This window comes from Desulfovibrio sp. (assembly GCF_014803725.1).
GTDB lineage: Bacteria > Desulfobacterota > Desulfovibrionia > Desulfovibrionales > Desulfovibrionaceae > Desulfovibrio.
Genome location: NZ_JAAVBE010000024.1, coordinates 1 through 21,048 on the forward strand (window position 1 = coordinate 1; position 21,048 = coordinate 21,048).

The 21,048-nt window shown below is 65.7% G+C and carries 20 protein-coding genes; 10 read left to right on the plus strand and 10 right to left on the minus strand.

The genetic code is table 11. The features are described from left to right. Positions 1-230 precede the first annotated feature (230 nt). On the minus strand, positions 231-2,195 hold the full coding sequence (gene mutL / locus HDR50_RS09030; protein WP_291357798.1) for a DNA mismatch repair endonuclease MutL: 1,965 nt from the start codon (positions 2,193-2,195) through the stop codon (positions 231-233). Between the two features lie 87 nt (positions 2,196-2,282). On the opposite strand from mutL, the gene HDR50_RS09035 reads away from it, so the two are divergent. From HDR50_RS09035 to HDR50_RS09055, 5 genes are all read left to right on the plus strand, one after another. Next, positions 2,283-2,696, plus strand: coding sequence for a hypothetical protein (locus HDR50_RS09035; protein WP_291357799.1), 414 nt, complete (start codon positions 2,283-2,285; stop codon positions 2,694-2,696). A 115-nt stretch (positions 2,697-2,811) separates the two neighbouring features. Then, positions 2,812-3,834, plus strand: a complete 1,023-nt coding sequence (locus HDR50_RS09040) for an NAD-dependent epimerase/dehydratase family protein (RefSeq protein ID WP_291357800.1) — start codon at positions 2,812-2,814, stop codon at positions 3,832-3,834. Between the two features lie 253 nt (positions 3,835-4,087). After that, a complete protein-coding gene (locus tag HDR50_RS09045; protein WP_291357801.1) occupies positions 4,088-5,185 on the plus strand; it encodes a hypothetical protein in 1,098 nt (365 codons plus the stop codon). 284 nt (positions 5,186-5,469) lie between these two features. Further along, positions 5,470-5,931, plus strand: a complete 462-nt coding sequence (locus HDR50_RS09050; protein WP_291357802.1) for a transcriptional repressor — start codon at positions 5,470-5,472, stop codon at positions 5,929-5,931. 177 nt (positions 5,932-6,108) lie between these two features. Further along, a complete protein-coding gene (locus tag HDR50_RS09055; RefSeq protein ID WP_291357803.1) occupies positions 6,109-6,288 on the plus strand; it encodes a FeoB-associated Cys-rich membrane protein in 180 nt (59 codons plus the stop codon). Between the two features lie 94 nt (positions 6,289-6,382). Here the strand turns inward: HDR50_RS09055 and HDR50_RS09060 are convergent, their stop codons facing one another. After that, positions 6,383-6,688 (minus strand): Dabb family protein, encoded by a 306-nt coding sequence (locus HDR50_RS09060; protein WP_291357804.1) that lies wholly within the window; start codon positions 6,686-6,688, stop codon positions 6,383-6,385. A gap of 41 nt (positions 6,689-6,729) precedes the next feature. Continuing rightward, positions 6,730-8,565 (minus strand): translational GTPase TypA, encoded by a 1,836-nt coding sequence (gene typA / locus HDR50_RS09065; RefSeq protein ID WP_291357805.1) that lies wholly within the window; start codon positions 8,563-8,565, stop codon positions 6,730-6,732. Positions 8,566-8,952: 387 nt separating this feature from the next. Between typA and glpQ the strand changes: the two genes are divergently transcribed. After that, complete coding sequence (gene glpQ, locus HDR50_RS09070; protein ID WP_291357806.1) at positions 8,953-10,350, plus strand: glycerophosphodiester phosphodiesterase; 1,398 nt, start codon at positions 8,953-8,955, stop codon at positions 10,348-10,350. A gap of 117 nt (positions 10,351-10,467) precedes the next feature. Here the strand turns inward: glpQ and HDR50_RS09075 are convergent, their stop codons facing one another. From HDR50_RS09075 to HDR50_RS09105, 7 genes are all read right to left on the minus strand, one after another. Further along, on the minus strand, positions 10,468-11,199 hold the full coding sequence (locus tag HDR50_RS09075; RefSeq protein ID WP_291357807.1) for an NTP transferase domain-containing protein: 732 nt from the start codon (positions 11,197-11,199) through the stop codon (positions 10,468-10,470). After that, the gene (locus HDR50_RS09080) at positions 11,196-12,842 is read right to left on the minus strand and encodes a cytidine 5'-phosphate N-acetylneuraminic acid synthetase (RefSeq protein ID WP_291357808.1); all 1,647 of its coding nucleotides are present in this window, start codon (positions 12,840-12,842) and stop codon (positions 11,196-11,198) included. Before HDR50_RS09080 ends, HDR50_RS09075 begins: the two co-directional genes overlap by 4 nt. An 18-nt stretch (positions 12,843-12,860) precedes the next feature. Further along, positions 12,861-14,048 (minus strand): DegT/DnrJ/EryC1/StrS family aminotransferase, encoded by a 1,188-nt coding sequence (locus HDR50_RS09085; protein ID WP_291357809.1) that lies wholly within the window; start codon positions 14,046-14,048, stop codon positions 12,861-12,863. A 30-nt stretch (positions 14,049-14,078) separates the two neighbouring features. Continuing rightward, positions 14,079-15,224 carry an iron-containing alcohol dehydrogenase gene (locus HDR50_RS09090; RefSeq protein ID WP_365817385.1) on the minus strand — a complete coding sequence of 382 codons (1,146 nt, stop codon included), beginning with the start codon at positions 15,222-15,224 and terminating at the stop codon, positions 14,079-14,081. A gap of 32 nt (positions 15,225-15,256) precedes the next feature. Next, positions 15,257-16,135 (minus strand): DMT family transporter, encoded by an 879-nt coding sequence (locus tag HDR50_RS09095; RefSeq protein WP_291357811.1) that lies wholly within the window; start codon positions 16,133-16,135, stop codon positions 15,257-15,259. Between the two features lie 169 nt (positions 16,136-16,304). Next, complete coding sequence (locus HDR50_RS09100; protein ID WP_291357812.1) at positions 16,305-17,036, minus strand: septal ring lytic transglycosylase RlpA family protein; 732 nt, start codon at positions 17,034-17,036, stop codon at positions 16,305-16,307. A gap of 241 nt (positions 17,037-17,277) precedes the next feature. Next, positions 17,278-17,433 (minus strand): hypothetical protein, encoded by a 156-nt coding sequence (locus HDR50_RS09105; RefSeq protein ID WP_291357813.1) that lies wholly within the window; start codon positions 17,431-17,433, stop codon positions 17,278-17,280. A 122-nt stretch (positions 17,434-17,555) separates the two neighbouring features. On the opposite strand from HDR50_RS09105, the gene HDR50_RS09110 reads away from it, so the two are divergent. From HDR50_RS09110 to HDR50_RS09125, 4 genes are all read left to right on the plus strand, one after another. Then, positions 17,556-18,101, plus strand: coding sequence for a cyclin-dependent kinase inhibitor 3 family protein (locus HDR50_RS09110; protein WP_291357814.1), 546 nt, complete (start codon positions 17,556-17,558; stop codon positions 18,099-18,101). A gap of 71 nt (positions 18,102-18,172) precedes the next feature. Next, positions 18,173-18,994: a hypothetical protein gene (locus tag HDR50_RS09115; protein ID WP_291357815.1), complete on the plus strand. Its 822-nt coding sequence runs from the start codon at positions 18,173-18,175 to the stop codon at positions 18,992-18,994. Between the two features lie 188 nt (positions 18,995-19,182). Next, on the plus strand, positions 19,183-20,031 hold the full coding sequence (locus HDR50_RS09120) for a hypothetical protein (protein ID WP_291357816.1): 849 nt from the start codon (positions 19,183-19,185) through the stop codon (positions 20,029-20,031). 129 nt (positions 20,032-20,160) lie between these two features. Then, a partial coding sequence (locus tag HDR50_RS09125; protein ID WP_291357817.1) for an RsmB/NOP family class I SAM-dependent RNA methyltransferase occupies positions 20,161-21,048 on the plus strand: 888 nt, incomplete at its 3' end.

The following is a 21,048-nucleotide window of genomic DNA, read 5'->3' on the forward strand; positions in this document are numbered from 1 at the left end:
CGGGTGCGCTAACCAACTGCTGTCTCCATCCGTAGCTTCCTGCGTCGCAACGGCTGGAGCAAGGAAGAAAAACAATTTCCGAAGGGAGTGTACTTAAGTACTCGACCGAGGAAATTTTTTTCTGACGCAGCCAGCAGCAAAAAGGCTGTTTTTGACGGATAATTTCGGCATTACCCAGACCGCACAGCCACACCACCAACACGAAGCACAACAAAACTGCCCGGAAAACATCAGCGGCGCTTGAAGAGCTTTTCCAGCTCGGCCGCGTCCCAGCGCAATACGCAGGGGCGGCCGTGCGGGCAATGGGCCGCTCCCGGCGTGGCCAGCCACTGGGCGAGGAGGCCCGCGGCCTCGTCGTCCGTGAGGCGCTGCCCGGCCTTGATGGCCGCCTTGCAGGCCATGGAAATGAAGATGCCGTCAAGGTCGTCGCGCACCCCGGCGAGAGCCTCGCGCAGGAAGTCCGCGGCCTCGCGGCGCGAGAGCCCGGGCGGCATGGCCCGGGCCAGCAGCATGTCCCCCGCGCATTCCAGCGCGAATCCCAGTTGTTCCAGCACCGGGCGCGCCTCCTGCAGGCGCTCGCGCTCGGCCGCGTCGAGCCTCAGTTCCAGCGGCAGGGCCAGCAGCTGCCCGGTGCCCGAAAAGCCGCCCGCTGCCATGCGCGCATGCAGCACGCGCTCATGGGCCGCATGCTGGTCCACGAGGAGCAGGGCGCCCTTTCCGTCCCGAAGCACGAGGTAGGTGTCTGCCACCTGCCCGAGATAGCTGTATCCCCCCACGGCCAGCGGCTCGCGGCTCGCGGCTGGCTGGGCAGCCGGGGATTCTGCTGTGGAGGAATCCGCCGGGGGAGTGTTGGGGGCACGCGCCGGGCCCGGGCTTGGCGGAGGAGGCGCGGGGCTGCCGTAGGGGGCCGTATTTTCCCGCAGGGGGGCGGCAGAACGCGGCATGGGGTCTGGCGTGAAGCCGGATTCAGGCAGGGGCAATTCCCCAGCTACAGCCCCTTTTGCCGGTTGGCGCACCTCCCACGGGGCTGCGCTCCGGGCTTCGGGCGGGGGCAGGATGCGCTCCTCGTCCAGCGCGCCCCAGAAGCCGTGGCGGCGCGGCTCGGGAGGGCCTTCGGCGGCTACGGCCGAGGGGCTGGCCGGGGCGTTGGGCACGATCGTTTCGTCCCGGGTGACATCCCCGCCCCCCCCGAAAACCGCCCTGTCCAGCGCGGCGCGCACCGCGTGGAGCACGGCGGAAAACACGGCGGATTCGTCCCTGAAGCGCACTTCCGACTTGGCCGGGTGGACATTGACATCCACCCCTTCCGGCTCCATTTCCACAAAGAGCACGGCGAGCGGATATTCGCGGCTCAAGAGCCGGCCCTTGTAGGCCTCGCGCACGGCCGCGAAGAGGCGCCTGTCCGTGACGGCGCGGCCGTTGACATAGAGCAGCACGCGGTCGGCCCGCTGCTGGCGCATGCCCGCGGGCGCGGCGAGACCGTGGCAGCGGATGCCGTGGCGCTCCGCGTCAAAGGGCACGAGCCCGGCAACGAGGCTGCCCGGCCAGATGACGCCAAGGCGCCCGCGCAGGTCCTGCCCGGGGAGGAAACGGGCCACTTCGCGGCCGCCGGCCGAAAGGGTGAAGGCGGTCTCGGGCCGCGCGAGGGCCAGCCGCGAGAGCCAGTCCTGCGCGCGGCGGAACTCCGTGGCCGGTGTCTTGAGAAACTTGAGGCGCGCCGGCACGTTGGCGAAAAGGTCGCGCACCTCCACCACGGTGCCCCGGTGCAGGGCGGCCGGGCTTGACGCCACAAGGCGCCCGTGTTCCACTTCCACCGCGTGCGCCGTGTCCGCGCCGGCCGGGGCCGAGACGAGGGTGAGCCGCGAGACCGAAGCGATGCTCGGCAGCGCCTCGCCCCTGAAGCCGTAGGAGCGCACCCGCTCCAGGTCTTCCAGCGCCGCGATCTTGCTGGTGGCGTGGCGCGTGACGGCGAGCTCAAGCTCCTCCGCGGGGATGCCGCAGCCGTCGTCCTGCACGCGGATGAGGGCCTGGCCGCCATTGTCGAGGCGCACGTCCACGGCGCGGGCGCCGGCATCGAGGCTGTTTTCCACCAGTTCCTTGAGCACGCTGGCCGGGCGCTCCACCACTTCCCCGGCGGCGATCTGGTTGCGCAGGGCGGAGGGCAAAAGACGGATATGACGCGAACTTTCCGGCATGGCAAAAGCATAGCGGGCGCACCGGCGCATGGCAAGAAGGGCCATGGACAGAAGCGCCGCCCCGGGTCGGCGTTGGCCAGGTCGGCCTTGCGGGAGCGCCGCGCGCGCTGCGCGGCCTTGGCGCGGGGGCGCCTCGCGCGGCGGGAGGCGCGGGCCGGCGGCCGCTTTCGCCGCAGGACGCCGCTCGCCGCCGTGTCGCTCCGGGGCGGACGCCCGGGCTATGACCCGGAACTGCTCTATGTGGAATGCGGCCGCTGCGGCGCGCCCGTGCTCTGGGAGCCGGGCCGGGCCACGCGCCTCCTCGACCAGGCCGGCATCGACCCGCTGGAGCTCGACGCCTCCTGCCTGCTCATCACCAATGCCTGCCCCATGTGCGGCGCCCCGGAGATGCCGGGCGGCGCGACGGACGGCCAGGACGGGGAGCCGGGCTACGAGGTGCGCGTCTTCCGCGTGGGCGGCGAGGGCGAGGGCTTCGGCTCGCCGCGCCAGGGGCATGCCTGAATCCGGGCCTGATCCCGGGCACGGGCGGGCAGCCCGCTTTACAGGGCGCCTCCATGGCGCTACAAGGCACGGCACGGCCCCTGGTTCAGCCCCACCACCACAACAGGATGACCCCATGAACGCCTACGAATACCTCACGAGCGGCCTCGCAGCCGCGCCCTCGCGCTGGCTCATCACGGGCGTGGCCGGCTTTATCGGTTCCAACCTCCTCGAAAAGCTCCTGCGCCTCGGCCAGACCGTCACGGGCCTCGACAACTTCCTCACCGGCTACCAGAAAAACCTTGACATGGTGCAGGCGGCCGTGGGCGAGGAGGCCTGGGCCCGCTTCACCTTCATCGAGGGCGACATCCGCGACCTCGACACCTGCCGCCGCGCCTGCGAGGGCGCCGACCATGTGCTTCACGAAGCCGCGCTCGGCTCGGTGCCGCGCTCCATCGACGACCCGCTGCTCACCAACGGCTGCAATATCGACGGCTTCCTCAACATGCTGGTCGCCGCCCGCGACGCGAAAGTGCGGAGCTTCGTCTACGCCGCCTCCTCCTCCACCTACGGCGACTCGCCCGAGCTCCCCAAGGTGGAGGACAGGATCGGCCGGCCGCTCTCGCCCTATGCCGTGACCAAGTATGTGGACGAACTCTACGCCGACGTGTTCGGCCGCTGCTACGGCTTCTCGAGCATCGGCCTGCGCTACTTCAACGTCTTCGGCCAGCGCCAGGACCCCTACGGCGCTTACGCCGCGGTCATCCCGCAGTGGTTCGCGAGCCTCATCAAGGGCGAGACCGTCTATATCAACGGCGACGGCGAGACGAGCCGCGACTTCTGCTATATCGACAACGTGGTCGAGGCCAACCTGCTCGCCAGCATGGCGCCGAAGGACGCGCAGGACCGCATCTATAACGTGGCCTACGGCGAGCGCACCACGCTCAACGAGCTCTTCGCGCTCATCCGCGACGAGGTCGTGCGCCACAAGCCCGAAGCCGCGGCAGCCGTGCCCGTGCACCGCGACTTCCGCGCCGGCGATGTGCGCCACTCCCTGGCGGACATCGGGCGCGCGCGCAGCCTGCTCGGCTATGACCCGCGCTACGACGTGCGCCAGGGCCTCACCCGCGCGGGCGACTGGTACGCCGCCAACCTGTAGGGACGCTCCCATCTGGCAGCCGCGCCGGCCCACACGGAGCCGGCGCGGAAACGCGCAGGCCGCCACCCTCGATACCCCGCATGTCGGCGTTCCGCCTGCGTACGGCGGCCTCCCGTACCCGGGCGCAGGCAACGCCGGTGCCGTGGTTCGGCTGCCCGCGGGAGCGCCCGACAAGGGGCGCATCTCTCTATCGCGGTGGCCACTTTCTTGACGCACAGTCTATGCAACAGCAGGGAAAACCATGTTTAATGGAATGAAGGCACGGCTCAAGGGGTTCGTCAGGCAATATGCCGCCGAGTATATGGAAAAGAATATAATACCTGAGCTGAAAAAAGAGCAACAGGCCGTACAAGGGATAGCAGCAAACGTGCAGAGTATGGCCACTGAGATGCAGCGCGTCGCAAAAAGGAATTATATCTCTTCATTAAATATTAAAAATATCATGTCGTGCCTTGCCCAAGACAGAATCCGGAACATATCAGTGCGCCCAATGATTGACGCACCGGTCAAAATTGGCCTGACGAGCAAAATAACCACCCAGGAAGATCTGGAGTCCGATTGGAGCCGGTACTGGACCAAAGAATTAAAAGCCAACTTTCGTTACAACCGAAAACGTTGGGAATTCGCCTTCGTGCTGCAGGCATTGTTTGAAAATGACATGTTCGGGAAGTCGGGCCTTGGCTTTGCCTGCGGCAACGAGTCGCTTCCCAGTTATCTCATCAGCCGGGGTTGCACCATAACGGCCGGGGACAAGCCGCTCGACGAGGAGGACGGTGGACAAAAAAAATGGCGGAGCACCGGCGAATATACCGAAAGCAAAGAACTCCTGTTCAAGCAGGCCCTGGTCTCCAGGGAGGCCTTTGATGCGGCTTTCCAATTAAAATACCTCGACATGAACGCGATTCCGGACGACAGCGAGGCCACCTATGACTTTATCTGGTCGGTTTGCGCCATCGAGCATTTGGGCAGCATAGACAACGGCCTGAAGTTTTTGTGTGAGTCCCTGAAATTATTGAAGCCCGGGGGCATTTCCGTCCATACGACGGAATACAACCTTTTTTCCGACGACCTGACCATCGAGTCGCCGGATCTTTCTTTTTTCAGGAAAAAGGATTTCCAACGCCTCCGCGAACTCCTGGAAAACAAGGCTGAACTGCTGGATATCGACTATGCATTGGGCGACCTGCCCTTCGACAGGTATATCGACATGTCCCCGTACTCGCCGCAAGATCTTTCCGAGGCACCCTTTACCGGCCTGGAGATCCCCCATGACAACCGGACGCCGCACTTGCGGCTGCTCCAGGCGGGCTTTCCCATAACCTGCATGGGCCTCATACTGAAAAAGCTCTGACGGCTTGGCGCCCCGGGACCTCACGCCCTTGGCAGGCGGCCACCGTGCAGCCTGGGCAGCCTGCAAAAACAGCAAGATCCCGCATTGCCTTTCCGTCATGGCGCAGGGCTTTTCGCCATGTGCGCCAACGTACAGGTAGGGACGCGTACCGTATTTTCCCTCGACCTTTTGGGCGCGCTTTGGCATCCTGAAGCCGGGGCTGCCGCTTGCGGGGGCGTGCCCTTCCGCCGCACCATACGCATCCCACCCCGCCGGGCCCGCCACGCCAAAGGAGGGGAGCAGCCATGACCACACCAGCCACGCCCCTGGCCGCGTTTCTCGACTTCATGAGCCGGCGCGGGCTCAACACCACGGCCCAGCGGCGCGCCATCGCCCAGGCATTTTTCGAGCTGCCCGGCCACCATTCCCTCGAGGAGTTTTACCAGTACGTGCTCAAGCAGGACGCGGGCATCGGCCAGACCACGGTCTACCGCACCCTGAAGCTCCTCTGCGACGCGGGCCTCGCCACGGAGATCCAGTTCAGCGACAATATCACCCGCTACGAGGTGGCGCGCCCCAAGAGCCACCACGACCACCTCGTGTGCCTCGGCTGCGGCGCCATAGTGGAGATCTGCGACCCGCGCATCGAAAAGCTCCAGCGTGAGCTCGCCGAGGCCGAGGGCTTCAGCCTCACCGGGCACCTGCACAATATGTACGGCTATTGCCGCTCCTGCCGGGAAAGGCAGGCGGCGGAACAGCCCGCCTGAACGGCCGGGCCAGGATGGCGGCGCCCGGCGTCTTCTCCCAGCCGCTATAAAAATTGACATTCATTTTCATTTCATGCAGGATGCAGTCAGCGCCGCGGGCCTTCGCCCCTGCCGCTGCCCTCAGAGGGATGCGGCCGGTGCCCCCTGTTTCCCAAGCGCTCAAGCGAGGAAGGAGCGATGAATATCCAACTGGCTATCGTCATCATCTGTGTGGCCGTGGCCGCCCTCTTCATCGGGCGCCGCTTTTTGCGCGCCCTAAAAAGCCGCTCCTGCCCGGGCTGCTCCAAGACCAGTTGCTGCGACCCCGATGCCTGCCAGGAGCGGAAGCAGATCGAGGAGCTGCGCCCGCGCCGCTAAAGGCGGCCGCTTAAACAGCAAAGGCGCGCCGCGCCGCAAAAAACGCGGTGCCGCGCGCCCCTGGAGAGCCCCCTGAAGCGGGGACTGATCCTTCCTACTCCACCGAATAGTCGAGGGCCTGCCGCGAGGAGCACACGGCCTTGACCTTGGCCGCAAATTCCAGGTGCACCGGGTTTTCGGCATAGGCCTTGAGCGCGGCCATGTCGTCATGCGAGGACTGGAGCACCACCTGCGCGGGCACGGTGCTCGTGGGCTGGATGAGACAGGAGACCTCCACCGAGCGCACGGACGGCATGCCGTGCAGCATGGCCGAGGCCTCCACGAGATGCTGGGCGTTTTCTGCGGCGCTGCGGCCCTCGGCGTGTTCCTTGAGCGTCCACCAGACGATGTGCCGGATCATGGCATCCTCCCGTTTTGTGCCGCTCGCGCGGCGGATGTGGTTCAGGCCTTGCCCTTGGCGGCGCGGCCCGCGGCCTGATAGCGCTTGAGCGCGGAAAGCTCGTTCTTGCGCAGGCGGATGGACTTGGGCGTCACCTCCACCTGCTCGTCCTCGCGCACGAAGTGGAGCGCGCGCTCCAGGGTCATGCGCCTGACGGGCGTCAGGATGACGTTCTCGTCCTTGCCGGCGGCGCGCAAATTGGTGAGCTTCTTTTCCTTGGTGGCGTTGACATCGATGTCATTGTCGCGGTTGTGCTCGCCCACGATCATGCCTTCGTAGACCGGGTCGCCCGGCTCCACGAAGAGGCTGCCGCGCGGCTCGAGATTGAAGAGCGCATAGGCCACGGCCGAGCCCGGCCTGTCGGCCACAATGGAGCCGGTGAAACGCGTGGGGAAGTCGCCGCGCCACTCCTCGTAGCCTTCCAGATACGAATTCATGATGCCCGTGCCCTTGGTGTCGGTGAGGAATTCGTCGCGGTAGCCGATGAGCCCGCGCGAGGGCACGGAAAATTCGAGGCGCACGCGGCCCGTGCCGCTGTTGGCGCAGTTGAGCAGCCGCCCCTTGCGCTGGGCCAGCTTGTCCGTGACCACGCCCATGAAGACCTCGTCACAATCCACATAGAGGTGTTCCATGGGCTCGAGCGTCTTGCCGTTGGCGTCCTTCTTGAGGATGACCTCCGGGCGCCCCACCGAGAGCTCGAAGCCCTCGCGGCGCATGGTCTCGATGAGGATGGCCATCTGGAACTCGCCGCGACCCTTGACGAGATAGGCGTCCCTGTCAGGCGTCTCCTCCACGCGGATGGCGACGTTGCGCAGGCTCTCGCGCACGAGGCGGTCCTGGATGGCGCGGCTCTGCACGATCTTGCCCTCGCGGCCGGCCAGCGGCGAGGTGTTGATGCCGAAGCGCATGGCCACCGTGGGCTCGTCCACGCGGATGCGCGGCAGCGCCGCCGGCGCCTCGCGCGTGCAGATGGTGTCGCCGATGGTGACATCCTCGATGCCGGCGAGCACCACGATGTCCCCGGGCTGGGCGCGCTCCACGTCGGAAAGGGTCACGCCGTCATAGACCTGGAGGCGGCTCACGCGCAGGGGGCGGGGGGCGCCGTCCTCGCCGATGCAGGCCAGCGCCTCCTTGGCGTGCACAGCGCCGTGCATGATGCGGCCCACGGCGAGGCGCCCGAGATAGTCGGAATAGTCGAGGTCGGCCACCAGCATCTGGAAGGGCTCGTCCGGGTCGTGGTCCGGCCCGGGGATGGACTCGAGGATGGTCTCGAAGAGCGGGGTCAGGTCCTTGCGCTCGTCCTCGAGGCCGCGCATGGCCACGCCGTCGCGCCCGATGGCGTAAAGCACGGGAAATTCCAGCTGCTCTTCGGTGGCGCCCAAGTCGATGAAGAGGTCATAAACCTCGTTGAGCACTTCCTGCGGGCGCGCGTCCTTGCGGTCGATCTTGTTGATGACCACGATGACTGGCAGCCCGGCCTCCAGCGTCTTGCGCAGCACAAAGCGCGTCTGCGGCAGCGGCCCCTCGGAGGCGTCCACGAGCAGGATGGCGCCGGTGGCCATGGAGAGCGAGCGCTCCACCTCGCCGCCGAAATCCGCGTGGCCCGGCGTGTCGATGATGTTGATTTTGACGCCGTTCCAGTTGACGGCGCAGTTCTTGGCGGCAATGGTGATGCCGCGCTCGCGCTCAAGGTCCATGTTGTCCATGACGCGGTCGTCCACCTGCTGGTCGGCGCGGAAGACGCCGCTCTGGCGGAAGAGCGCGTCAACAAGGGTGGTCTTGCCGTGGTCGACATGGGCGATGATGGCGACATTGCGGAGGGAGGCGTTGCGTTCCATGAAGTGTCCCGGGAAAAGCGGCTTTGCTGTGCGTTGCGTCTGCTGTGAGTGGCGGTGCGGCTGGCGCGTGCCGCCCTGACGCCGAAAGCACCCGTCTTTCGCTTCGCTCCAGACGGAATTAGGGAAGAACCGTCGATGACAGCGTATATCGGCCTGAAATGGAGAGAACGGCGCGAAGGGCGCGCCCGCAAGGCCGCGTTTTTTCTAGCCGCGCGCCAGCCCGAAGTCAACCGCAAGGCCGCGGCCGCGCAAAAAAAGCATTGCCGCGCAACGCTGCTTTCGCCTATGCTGGGGGCAGCCCCGGCGGCGGCGCGTGTCAGTGCCGCGCGGCTGGGCCGCGTCCCCACCGCTCCCCCCTTTTCCCCGGCACTTGCCAGGAGGTGTTCCATGCCCATGCCCCCGGCCCCTGTTCTGAAACTTTCGCGGCGCCTCGTGTTCCAGGCGCTCCTCTGCCTCGGCCTCTTCTGTGCGCCCGCGCTCGCCGCCGACGCGCCCGCCATGCCCGACAAAACGGCCTCCGACCTCGCCAAGATCCAGGCCGCTTTCGCCATCAACGCCAAGGACGCGCCCGAGGCCGCCGTCGACTACCGGGCCACGCCGCAAAATGCGCCGGCCCCGGCGGAAACTCCCGCCGCGCCCTGCCCTGCGGCCACGCCAGCGCCCAGCGCTGCCCCCGGGACTGCCGCTGAGCCTGCCGCGCAGGCTCCGGCCGCCGCCCCGGCCGTCGCGGCTCCCGCCGAGCTGGCCCCGGCCGCGCCGGACAGCGCCAAGGAAGAGGCGGCCTTCATCGCCAACGCCCAGGACGTGCCCGCGGCCGCCGTCACCTATAAGCCGGCCGTGGCCGCGCACCGCGGCGCCAGCGGCTATGTGCCCGAGCACACCCTGCCCGCCAAGACCATGGCCTATGCCCTCGGGCCGGACTTCATCGAGCAGGATGTCATCATGAGCAAGGACGGCGTGCTCATGATCATGCACGACCCGGTCCTCGACACCACCACCGATGTTGCCAAAAAGTTCCCGGACCGCGCGCGCCCCGACGGCAGCTTCTATGCCGTTGACTTCACCTACCCCGAGCTGCGCAGCCTCACCGTGACCGAGCGCTTCAACCCCAAGACCGGCAAGCCCGTCTTCGCGGGCCGCTTCCCCGGCGATTCGGGCATCGGCTTCCAGATCCCCACTCTTGAGGAAGAGCTCAGGCTCATCCAGGGCCTGAACAAGTCCACGGGCGGCAATGTGGGCGTCTATGTGGAAGTGAAGGAGCCCGCCTTCTACGCCCGCGAGGGCAAGGACATCACGGGCGCGGTCATCGCCATGCTGGACAAGTACGGCTACAACAGCCCGGACGCCAAGTCCATTCTCCAGATCTTCGATTATGACGCGGTGCGCGACGCGCGCATGAAGGGCTGGAAGGGCGACCTCGCCATGCTCGTCCTGCGCGGCGGTCAGCACCTCACGGACGACAAGGCCGTGCACGAATGGCTGCTCACGCCCGAAGGCATTGCGGAAGTCTCCCGTTACGCCACCATCTACGCGCCCTGGTTCTCGCACCTCGCCGTGCCCGGCGAGGACGGCAAGAGCTACAAGGTCAGCAACCTCGCGGACCTCGCGCGCCAGCACGGCATGAAGGTGCACTCCTGGACGCACCGCCGCGACGCGCCCTTCAAGGGCTTCAAGGATTCGCGCCAGTCGCTGGACACGGCCTTCAAGGAGATCAAGCTGGACGGCCTGTTCTCCGACTTCCCGGGTGATGTGGTACAGTACCTCAAGGAGCAGGGCCTGCGCTAGGTCCCGTCCATCCCTCTGAAACGATGCCCCGCCCCGGTTTTCCGGCGGCGGGGCTTTTTTGCGGGCGTGCTGTTGCGGTGTGGCTGCGGGGTTGCGGAAAAATCACGCCCCGTCGCCCTACTCCCCGTCACACGCGGCGATGATTTGGGCCGCGTCCATGTCCGGTGCAAGCGGCAGCAGGGCGAGACGGCGGAAGTCGTCCGCGCTGTCCACGTCCAGCTTGAGGTCGGGGCGCCGCAGCCACGGCTCCTCCGGGTCAAAGGTCGCAATGCGGTAGCTCTCGGCATTGTCCCAAAGATAGTTCAGGCAATGCTCGCGCTGGCTCTCGAGCTTCGCGCGGCTGTCCAGCTCGTCCAGCAAGTCGCGCGAGAGGATCTCGGCCCCCAGCCCGTCGGGCCAGAGATTGCCGCGCGGGATGTGGTTATAGGCGTAGTCGCAGCCCCCCTTGCGGTAATGATCCACCAGCCTGTCCACGGCCTCGCCCCAGATGCAGGGATTGTCGGCGCAGACGCGCACCACGAGGCCCGCGTCCGTCTGCTTGGCGGCTTGCGCGAAGCGGGCGAGCACGTCCTGCTCGGGGCCGGCCATGACCGGCACGCCGTGGCGCTCCAAGTGCTCGTAGAGCACGCGGTCGAGCTTTGTGTCAGGCACGGCGACGATGAGCCCGTCGAGCTGCCGCGCCCTGGCAAGGCGCCCCGTCACCCAGTCGATGATCGGGAGCCCGCGCAACGTGAGCAGGGATTTCAACGGCAGCCGGCTCGACCCGAGCCTGGCCTGCACGATGGCCACCACCTTGCCGCCCTTGCCCGTCTGCCCCCCGCTGCCCGTTGCGGCCGCGCTTGCGCTCATGCGCCCTCCTTTTCGAGCTGGTCTTCCATGAGGCCCACCACCCGCGCCTTGTTGGCCGTGAAGTCGAGCCGGTCTTGCCGCTCCCAGTAGCGGGCGCGCCGCTCCTGCTTGAGCAGGGCGAGGAACACATTGCGGATGCGCGTGTCGCCCACCTTGGAGAGTACGCCCGTGAAGGCGAAGCCATTGCGCGGCCGCGCGAAGGTGTGCCGCGCCTCGCGCTCGTGATGGGCGAGCACCATGGCGGGCACGCGCATGTGCGCGAGCTCGTAGACCGTGCGGCCGGCCGAGCAGATGGCGAGGTCCGCACCCTCCATCATCCGGCTCATGACATTGGTGGCCCAGGTGAATTCCAGAAGCGGGTTTTCCAGCTGCCGCACATGGGCTTCCATCTTCTCCTTGTGGGCGTAGCCGGGGCCCGCCACCACGCGGATGGAGATGCCGTAGGCGCGGCAGATGGGCTCGATGATGTCGAGCACGCGCCGCGTGGCGTCGTCATGGTCCGTGCCGCCGAAGGTCAGAAGCACCGTGCGCACCTCGGGCCTCAATGGATTGCGCCGGGCATTGAGGAATTCGTCGCGCAGGCAGAAATAGTCGGGCCCGCAGCGCACGCGGTCGGTGCTTTCGCTGCTCTCATAGAGCGCGTTGATGACAAGGTCGGCCAGGGCCGCGCCCGGCCCTTCGTCCTCAAAATTCACGCAGCGCACGCCGCCCGCGGCCAGGCGCTCCATATAGGCCGCCCTGGTGTCGAGGATGTCGTTGACCACAAGGTCGGGGCGCAGGCTGAGCACCGTGTCGGCGAGGTCTTCGTCCCCCTGACGCACCACGCGGTAATCCTTGCGAGCCACGCTCTCCACGGCGAGCTCGCTCTCGCGCGTGCAGACAAAGGTGATCTTGTGGCTCGTGATTTCGTGCGCCAGCATGAGCGCGCGGAAGATATGGCCCATGCCGATGGCCGGGTAGCCGGCCACCACAAAGACCACATGCCGGCGCTCCAGCAGGCGCTCGCAGATCCACCAGTCCTGGTAGTTCTGGATCTCGATGGCCCGCTCGTCGAGGAAGTAGGGGATGACGCGCCCGGGCTGCGCCGGCACCACGGCCTCGCCCGCTCCGCGCAAAAGCGCGAGCCGGAGGATGATGAGCGCCCGGCTCTCCACGAGGTAGCTCTTTTCGCCGTCCTCGCCCCCCGCCCCCTCGATGAGGCTTTCCATGGAGTCCCCGTGCTCGCGCCAGATGCGCTGGCGCACGCTGCGCACGGTGACGAGGCTGTCCGCCCCGGCCTCGCGGTAGCGCCGCCAGGCGTCCTCCATGTCCACCCAGGTGAGCAGCGGGCAGGAGGCGCGCAGGATGAGGCAATGCTCGTACTCGCGGGCGAGGCCCTCGAGCAGGCCGCGCATCTCGGCCACGATGTCGAGGCTNNTGAAGCGCANNTCGCGGTTCCAGGCGTGNCGCACGCCCGCGCGCTCGCAGATGAGCGAGATCTCCTGNCTGTCGGTGAGGACAATGATGTCCTCNCCGGGCGCGCAGGCCCGCGCCGTGTTGATGGCCCGCTCCATGAGCGTCACCCCGGCCAGCCTTTTCACGAGCTGGTCNGGGATGACCGCGTTCTTCTTGATGGCCGGGATGACGATGCAGCGCTCTTTCATGCCGNNTNGCCGCGCNGCTCAGTNCATGGCCGCNAGCACNTCCCGCGCNGAGGCGAGCATNTAGTCGAGCTCNGCGTCGCTCATCCAGTGCTGGAAGGGGAAGGAGACCATNGTGTCGAAGAAGGTGTCGGCCTCGGGGCANTNNGCCTCGCCGAAGCCCAGGCGNCGGTAAAAGTCGTANCTGTCGAGCGGGATGTACTGCACNACGCACTTGATGCCCTTTTCNTCGTGCATGGCGCGGATGAAGCGGTCGCGCGCCTCCGGGCCCNTGGTCATGCGCGCCACGAGCAGGTGGTAGTTGTGGCGCCGCGTCTCCACGCGGTGNAACTGGAGCTCAGGGAAGTCCGCGAGGCCGTCGATGAAGCNNAGGGCGCGGGCNCGCTTTTCNTCGTTGATGNNGTCGATGCGNTTCAANAGCTGGATGCCGAGNGCGCATTCCACNTCGCCGAGNCAATAGTTGTTGGGCATGAGCATNTCGNCGCCNAGNGTGGGGATGTCCACATTGCCCATGGCCGGCTTCCAGTAGTCGGNCCGCTCGAAGGCATAGGCGCAGTGNCCGTTGTGNCNNANGGCCGGNACGAGGGCCGCGGCNTCNGGGTCGGCCACNTAGAGCATGCCGCCCTCGCCCAGGGTGGTGAGGTTCTTGTGNGAATGGAAGGAGAAGATGGCCATGTCGCCGAAGCTGCCCGCCTTTTGNCCNGCCACNTCNGCGCCGATGGCCTGGGCCGCGTCCTCGATGCAGATGAGGCCGCGCTCGCGGCAGAGNGCCATGATGGCCGGCATGTCGGCCACATAGCCNTANAGGTGCACCACNACCACGGCCTTGGTGCGCGGNGTGAGCGCCTTNTCGATGGTCTCNGCCGTGACCACGCGGGTGAGCGGGTCGATGTCCGCCCAGACGGGCGTGGCGCCCTTTTTCAGNTACGGATAGGCCGAGGCCGTGAAGGTGTGCGAGGGGATGACCACCTCGTCCCCGGGCTTGAAACGGCAGAGCTGGGCCGACATNTCCAGCGCCGCGCAGCCGTTCATGGTGGTGAAGCANGTGCCCTCGGNNACGCCCTGGTANCGGGCGAAGGCNGCCTCGAACTCGCGCATGTAGTGCCCCTGNGTCAGGGGGTCGGCATGGCGCATGGCCTCCACCACGGCCGCGATCTCGTCCTCGGTGTAGCGGATGGCGCGGCCGCTGAAATTGATCTTGAGATCCATGGCANTTCTCCGTNNCGCGGNGNCNTGCNGCTACATGCGCTTGAAGCGCTCGATGACGTTCTCNCGCGTGAGTATCTCGCGGTATTTCGGCCCGAGCTTGTTGATGAGCGGCTTNTCGTGNACGATGCTCGCCTCGTAGAGCGCGTTGTACTGCTCGTCCGTGAGGTTCTTGCAGATGCCCGTGGGCAGGTCGATCTTCTGNCGGGCCATCATCTCGCGGAANACCTTGTACGGCTCGGGATANATGTCTTCCANNACNGAGAGCGCGTAGCAGTTGGCGATGCCGTGGTGCATGTGCAGGACCATGCTGAGACCGGCCGAGAGCGGATGCACCACGCCCACGAAGCCCGCGGCCATGCCGCCGAGATAGGAGGCGATCATCAGNAGCTCGCGGTTGTGGTCGCTCATCATGTCTTCGGANAGGAANACNCGCTTGCAGAGGTCGATGGCCTTTTCNGAGAGCGAGTCCACCACGGTGTTGCGGTAGGCGCCGTCCAGGCTCTCGAAGCAGTGCATGAAGGTNTCGATGCCGGTGTAAAAATACTGGTTGCGNGGCACCGTGGCCGTGAGGCGCGGGTCGAGGAGCACCTGGTCGAACATGGTGTAGTCGCTGTTCATGCCGAGCTTCAGGTTTTTCTCCTCGTTGCAGATGATGCCCGTNCGCGAGGTNTCGGAGCCGGTGCCCGAAATGGTNGGCACGGCCACCTTGTAGGGCGCGGGGTTCTTCACNAGCTCCCAGCCCTGGTAGTCCGCGGCCTTGCCCGGNTTGGTGAGCANNTTGCCCACGCACTTGCAGGTNTCCATGGTNGAGCCGCCGCCGAAGGCCAGAAGGGCNNAGGGCTNGCGGCCGNCNAGAAANGCCTTCACGCGGTCGGTGTATGCCGTCCACGCTGTCCGTGGTGGGCTCNTCGGTGGTGTNCACATAGANCACNNCGTCCCANTCNAGGATGGGNAGCTGCTCGCGGAAATTGGTGTTCTCNAAATAGTGGTCGAGGAACCAGACGGCCGGNGCGNCCNGCATGGCCTCGCGGCGCGGGGCGAGGATGTCCTGAAGCTGGGCGANGGCGCCGTCGCCNATNATATAATAGCCCACGTTCTTGGCATTGCGGTACATGGATGACATCTCCTTNCGGGNCCCNTNNCTGTGNTTGGGGCCCGGNNTTGTNNNCCGAACATACGGCATGGGNGNGCAGCAGGCAAGCGGCTGTTCAGGCGGNGGCGCGCCGGCGCGGNNCCAGCATNACGAGNAGNACGGCCCCGGTGATGAGCGCCACGCCCGCGGCCAGNGGCATGGTGAAAGGCTCCCCGAAAACGAGGATGCCCACGGCCACGGCGGTNAGCGGCTCCATGACGCCGAGCACNGANGTCAGGGTGGAGCCGATGCGCCNGATGGCGAGNATGAGGGTCAGGTTGGAAAANACCGCCGTCACCAGCGCGAGCAGGGTGGCNGAGAGNAGCTCNGGNCCCGTGTCGAGCCACTGGAGCGANCCGCGCANNANNCCGTCGGCCANGGCGATGAGCGCCCCGAAAGCCATGATGTAGAAGGTCATGACGAGNCCGCNCAGGTTGGGGATGCGCGCCACCTGGAGGCCNATCATGTAAAGCCCGTTGGAGAGNCCGGACAANAGNCCGAGGCACACGCCCCAAAAGCTCACNGTGGCGGCNCCNGTTTGCGGNCCGGCCACGCTNAGCAGGGCCACGCCNNCGAGGGCCAGCGCCACGGCGAGNCCCACGTTCCAGTAAAAGCGCTCGTGGAANAAGGCGATCATGATCAGCATGACCATNACGGGATACAAAAACTGGATGGTGGCCGCGATGCCGCTNGGNAGNTGNTANAAGGACTCGAAGAANAAGAGCACCGCCACCATGTAGGCGAGGCTCAGGNCGGCGAGCTTGCACAGGTCGATGCCGCGCAGGGCGAAGCGCTCGCCCTTGAGGCGCAGNANNGGCCAGAGCACCAGCGCCGCGATGCTGAAACGGTAGACGAGCGCGGTCTGCACCGAGATGCCGGCGCGCAGCANNGGCAGGGAAAAGAGCGGGATGAGCCCGAAGGCCGCGGAAGAAAGCAAGCCGTAGAGAAAGCCCATCTGGCCTCCGTGCGCCNGGTTCGGGGGNCGGCCGCTGCCGGCNCNTTCAGNAANNANCCANTCCCTCCCGGGCGCGCCGCGACTCTACCCGAAGGCGCNGCAAAAGGCCACCGCCCCGGCANGCGCCGGAACAGTGGCCCTTGATGGAGTTNTTCTGCGGGNGNGCGCGTCAGCGCGTGCTGTCNAGCACCACCTCGGCTTCGGGGTGCGCCTGGCGCAGGGCCTCGTGCATGGCCGCGGCGTCGGCGAANGCGCGGAAGGGGCCCACCTTGCTGGCGCCGCCGTGGGCGCCGTAGCGGATGAAATAGGCCTGGTCCGCCTTGAGCGGGGTGCCGGTCTCGTCGCTCACCACNTCGAGGTCCACGCGGCCCACGCCGCGCTTGCCGAGGTTGATCTGCTGCGCCGCGGCNTACGAGAGGTCGATGATGCGGCCGCGCACNAAGGGGCCGCGGTCGGTCACGCAGACCATGACGCTCTTGCCGTTGTCCTGNTCCGTGACCTTGACCACCGTGCCCATGGGCAGGGTGCGGTGCGCGGCCGTGAACGTATACATATCGTAGGAAAGGCCGCTTGCGGTGGCCTTGTTATGGAAATCGGGGCCGTACCAGGATGCCTTGCCGGAAAGCAGGTCGCCCTGCTGGGCGCGCTGGAGCCAGAGGTCGCGGTCGTCAGCTCCCTTTTTCGCCACGGATTTGTGGCGGTTCGCCTTTTTCGCGCTCGTGGCGCTGTGTTTGGCCCTGGCGGCAGCTTTGGCCGGTTTCTTCACGGCCTTGGCCTGCGCCTGACTTAGGGTTTTTCGGTTCTTGGCCTGGGCGGATGCCGCCTGAGCGGCGGAAGGGAGAGCGATGCACAGGCAGAGCGCGAGCGCCGTCCCGATGGAAAGCCAGCGAAGATACTTCATGACACTTCCTTGGTTGGCGTTATGAGGCTGCGCGGTGGGGAACCCGCGCGGGCCGCGCCCGCGGCCCTGACCCCCCGGAATTTCGCTGGCGGGCCCAGCGCCTCTGCGCGCCGGCTGTGCCTTTTCGGGAGGATGCCTTTTCCTCGTCACTTGAACCATAACCCGGCCAAAGAAGCGGTGTCAAACCGGCGGCGACGCCGCTGTTTACTTGAACACACTGGATTTACAGAATATTTTTCTTTCACACTCCTGCCACCAACCCGCCCATTCCCTTGGCGGGCATGGGCTTGCGCGGGGTGGGTGGAAAAATTGCGGCGAAAGTCCCAAACTGAGACGCTAAAACACCTGAATTGTCGACCATAATATTTTTTAAAAAAAATTTTTCCTCTTCTTCCATAGAGTTATGGCTAAAAAATGCAGCTCTGAAAAAAAATTCCGAAGCGCGACAAAAAGTGTGGTATACTCCGAGAAAAACCCAAAAACCCGCCGAACCGTACGCAACAGAAAAAAGGAGGAACCATGCCCCGGCCGAACAGCCCCTTGCGCATCACTTCCCCGGCATCGTGCCCGCAGCTCGGCCTCTCCATCTGCCCGGGAAAGGTCGACCCGTGGGCCTATTCAGGCCCCTGCGCCCGCAACCTCGGCGAGGACGTGGAAACCCTCCGCCAATGGGGGGCGGCGCACGTCGTCACCCTGCTCGAGCCGGACGAGCTCGAGTATTTGCAGGTCACGGGCCTCGGCGAGGAGGTCCGCAAGGCGGGCATGGCCTGGCATCACTGGCCGGTGATGGACGGCAGCGCCCTGCGCACGCGGCATGGCGCACAGGCCGACCCGTGGCGGGAGGAATGCGCGCTCCTGCTCCGGGCCCTCGAGCACGGGGAAAAAATCTTCATCCACTGCCGCGGCGGCCTCGGCAGGACGGGCACCCTTGCCGCGCGCCTGCTCACGGGGCGTGGACTTGAGCCGGAGGCCGCCATCCGCGAGGTGCGCGCCGCGCGCCCGGGGGCCATAGAGACAGAAGAGCAGGAGGACTATCTGCGCCACAAGGCGTGGCTGGGCAGGTGAGCCTGCGCGCGTGGTGAAGGGCTGGAGAGAGGAGCAAACCCACAACCGTGCCCTGGCACAAGGGAGACCTGATGAACGGGAAGACCGCGGAACTGAAGAAGGTCTGTGAAGAGATCTTCAAGGACATGGAGCAAAAAAATACCGGCCTGGGGGAAAAAAGCTACGGCTTCCATTTCACCTACAGCCCGGAGAAAAGCTGGAGACCTGACACGCGGGTCCTGCTGCTGACGCTCAACCCGCAGTCCTGGGACGCGCGGGAGAGGCGGCACAAAACGATCATTCCGTCCTCTCCGTGGCCGAAAGACAATGACTATCTCGACAGGGAAAATATCTTTCCCCTCAAGAACGACATCCTCACCATCCTCGCAGAAATCGGCCGCTCCCGCACGGGCCGGAAACTTGCAGCAAGCTGCGAGGATGCGGATCTGAAGCAGTTCGTCGATGGCAACGTGGTACTGGCGAGCTATGTGCCTTTCCGCACGCCGTCAGGTCGGCCGAAAGACCTGCCGCCGGAAATGAAGCAGTTTGCAAAAGAACACTACTGGAACAGGATCCTGCCCGTGTGGCAGCCCGAACTGGTCATTGCCACTGGCACGTTTCCCTTTGACGGGATACGGGGTATCCTCACGAAGCTGGCAGGACAAAAGGCCGCTGTGGAAGAAAGAAAGGTGAGCGACTACCAGGCGCCGGACACGGGAACGCGATGCCGGGGAAAGTACAGGGTGTGTGACTTCACCTTTCCCTTCGGGAAACACACGCGGCTCCTCGGCGTGCCCCACCCCGCGGCCCGCTTTGGCCTGTACGGCTTTTCCACCCGGGATGGGAGATACGGCGAGGGGAACGCGCCCATTCAAAAATTCCTGCGGGAGGAGCTGGAAAAAATCCCCTCTTGACGGTTCTTTCCGCCGCCTTTCCTGAAGACGGCGATGCGGCAGGCACCCGGGCGCCTGCCGCGGGTCCGGTGAAAGCTGCGCCGCGCAAGGCCTGGAACGGAACACGGCGTCCGCGGCCATGGGGCCGGGACGCTCACAACAGAAAAAAATTCTCCCCATAGCCGTGCCAAGTGCACAAAGGAGACTCGATGAACGACGCCAAAGAGCTGATTTCGTGCTGCTGGGACAGTTTCGAGGAAATGAAAAAATTTTACCAACAGCATCGGGAATCCTGCACCGGCTTCAATTTCAGCTACAGCCCGAAGAAAAGCTGGGAAGCCATGCCCAATGTGCTGCTGCTGACCTATCATCCGCAGCCGCACAGGAATGAAAGCCCTGAAAATCCCCAGCGGACTCCCCCCTGCCCGTGGCCTGAGCCCCCTGAGCCCAATGATTTTTTTAATCCCTCCCGTTGGGAGGGTTTGCTTTTCCCGGAGCGGATCCTGACCATAGCGGCGGAAATTGCCTCCTGCAAAGACGGTATCAACTACACAGCATCCATGGATAACAAGACACTTGAAAAATTTGTCGATACCAACATGGTGCTTGCCAGCTTTGTCCCTTTCCGCACCGCGAACCCACGACAAAAGGATCTGGTGGAGTTTTCAAAAGAGCAGTACTGGGGAGAGATATGGCGGCTTTGGCAACCAGGGTTGATTATCGCTACTGGGGACTATCCTTTTGACGGAACCGAGCGGGTCCTTAGGCAACTGGGTTGGGATGTCCGAGTATTAACCGAATCTCCGACGTGGAAATTTGGCACAAGAAAAAATAAGGCTACACCTCTCTCAAAAGGAAGGTATAAAATACACGTCTGCACGGATGCGTCATCAGGAAAAAATATATATCTGCTGAGCGTTCCAAGCCCCTCCGCGGAAAAGCTAATGAGGGCCAATTGTGGATATCCTGATGCCGAACTCTACGTCCCCAATAAGGCTCCGATCCAGGATTTCATAGGCAACGCCCTCTATTATATTGAAATGCAAAGGCATCAATGAGGGCACCCCGCGCCAGAAGCCTTAAAGGGACAAGGGGTGGGGCAGCCCGCGCCAGAGAACGCCCCGAGGGGCGCGCCCGCACTCCTCACCCCCGCTGACTTTCCGCCGCTTCCCGGCTATGCTCGCCCCATGGCTGCTCCCCGCTCCGAGGCTCCGGCCCGCTCTTTCCGCCTTGTCTGCGAGCCAGCCGCCATCCCCCGGGTGGAGGCGCTTCTGCGCGCGCAGGGCTATGCCTTCGAGCCCGAGCCCTTCTCGCCCTTCTGCCGGCGCCTCGTGGCCGAGCCCGTGCCCTTGGGCCGCTCGCTGGCGGCCTTTTTCGGCTATATCTACATCCAGGACCGCTCCTCCATGCTGCCCCCGCTGGCGCTCGCGCCGGCGCCCGGCGGCGCCGCGCTCGACATGTGCGCGAGCCCGGGCAGCAAGACCGGCTTCCTCGCGCAGCTCGTGGGCGCGGGCGGCTTCGTGCTCGCCAATGAGCCTAACCCTGCCAGGCTCGCCACCCTGCGCGCCAATTTGCAGGCCTGCAACCTTCTCCAGGCGTCGACCTGCGCCTTTCCGGGCGAGCGCCTGCCCCTGCGCCCGGGCTCGTGGGGCCATATCCTCCTTGACCCGCCCTGCTCCGGCTGGGGCACGGCGGAGAAGCACCCGGCAACCCTCAGGCTCTGGCGCGAGGACAAGTTGGGCCCGCTCGTGAGCCTCCAGCGGCGGCTGCTCAGGCATGCCGCCACCCTGCTGGCCCCGGGCGGGCGCCTGCTCTACTCCACCTGCACCACCAACGAGGCGGAAAACGAGGCCCAGGTGCGCTTCGCCGAGGAGGAACTGGGCCTTACGCGCGTGCCGCTCGCGCCCTTTCCCGGCTTCACTTTCGAGGAGCGCCCCGGCGGCGGGGGCACCCTGCGCGTGGACGGCGCCCGCTCCGGCGCGCAGGGCTTCTACCTCGCCCTGTTGCGCGCGCCTGAAGACGGGCCCGCGCGGGAGGCGCCCCCGCCCACCGCGGACGCCCCGCCCCGGCGCCGC

Bases quoted from the DNA above. Each gene is read 5' to 3' on its own strand.
- HDR50_RS09050 (WP_291357802.1), top strand. From the start codon at position 5,470: ATGACCACACCAGCCACGCCCCTGGCCGCGTTTCTCGACTTCATGAGC.
- HDR50_RS09115 (WP_291357815.1), top strand. From the start codon at position 18,173: ATGAACGGGAAGACCGCGGAACTGAAGAAGGTCTGTGAAGAGATCTTC.
- mutL (WP_291357798.1), bottom strand. From the start codon at position 2,195: ATGCCGGAAAGTTCGCGTCATATCCGTCTTTTGCCCTCCGCCCTGCGC.
- HDR50_RS09045 (WP_291357801.1), top strand. From the start codon at position 4,088: ATGAAGGCACGGCTCAAGGGGTTCGTCAGGCAATATGCCGCCGAGTAT.
- typA (WP_291357805.1), bottom strand. From the start codon at position 8,565: ATGGAACGCAACGCCTCCCTCCGCAATGTCGCCATCATCGCCCATGTC.
- HDR50_RS09105 (WP_291357813.1), bottom strand. From the start codon at position 17,433: ATGGAAGAAGAGGAAAAATTTTTTTTAAAAAATATTATGGTCGACAAT.
- HDR50_RS09120 (WP_291357816.1), top strand. From the start codon at position 19,183: ATGAACGACGCCAAAGAGCTGATTTCGTGCTGCTGGGACAGTTTCGAG.
- HDR50_RS09110 (WP_291357814.1), top strand. From the start codon at position 17,556: ATGCCCCGGCCGAACAGCCCCTTGCGCATCACTTCCCCGGCATCGTGC.
- HDR50_RS09040 (WP_291357800.1), top strand. From the start codon at position 2,812: ATGAACGCCTACGAATACCTCACGAGCGGCCTCGCAGCCGCGCCCTCG.
- HDR50_RS09060 (WP_291357804.1), bottom strand. From the start codon at position 6,688: ATGATCCGGCACATCGTCTGGTGGACGCTCAAGGAACACGCCGAGGGC.
- HDR50_RS09075 (WP_291357807.1), bottom strand. From the start codon at position 11,199: ATGAGCGCAAGCGCGGCCGCAACGGGCAGCGGGGGGCAGACGGGCAAG.
- glpQ (WP_291357806.1), top strand. From the start codon at position 8,953: ATGCCCATGCCCCCGGCCCCTGTTCTGAAACTTTCGCGGCGCCTCGTG.
- HDR50_RS09055 (WP_291357803.1), top strand. From the start codon at position 6,109: ATGAATATCCAACTGGCTATCGTCATCATCTGTGTGGCCGTGGCCGCC.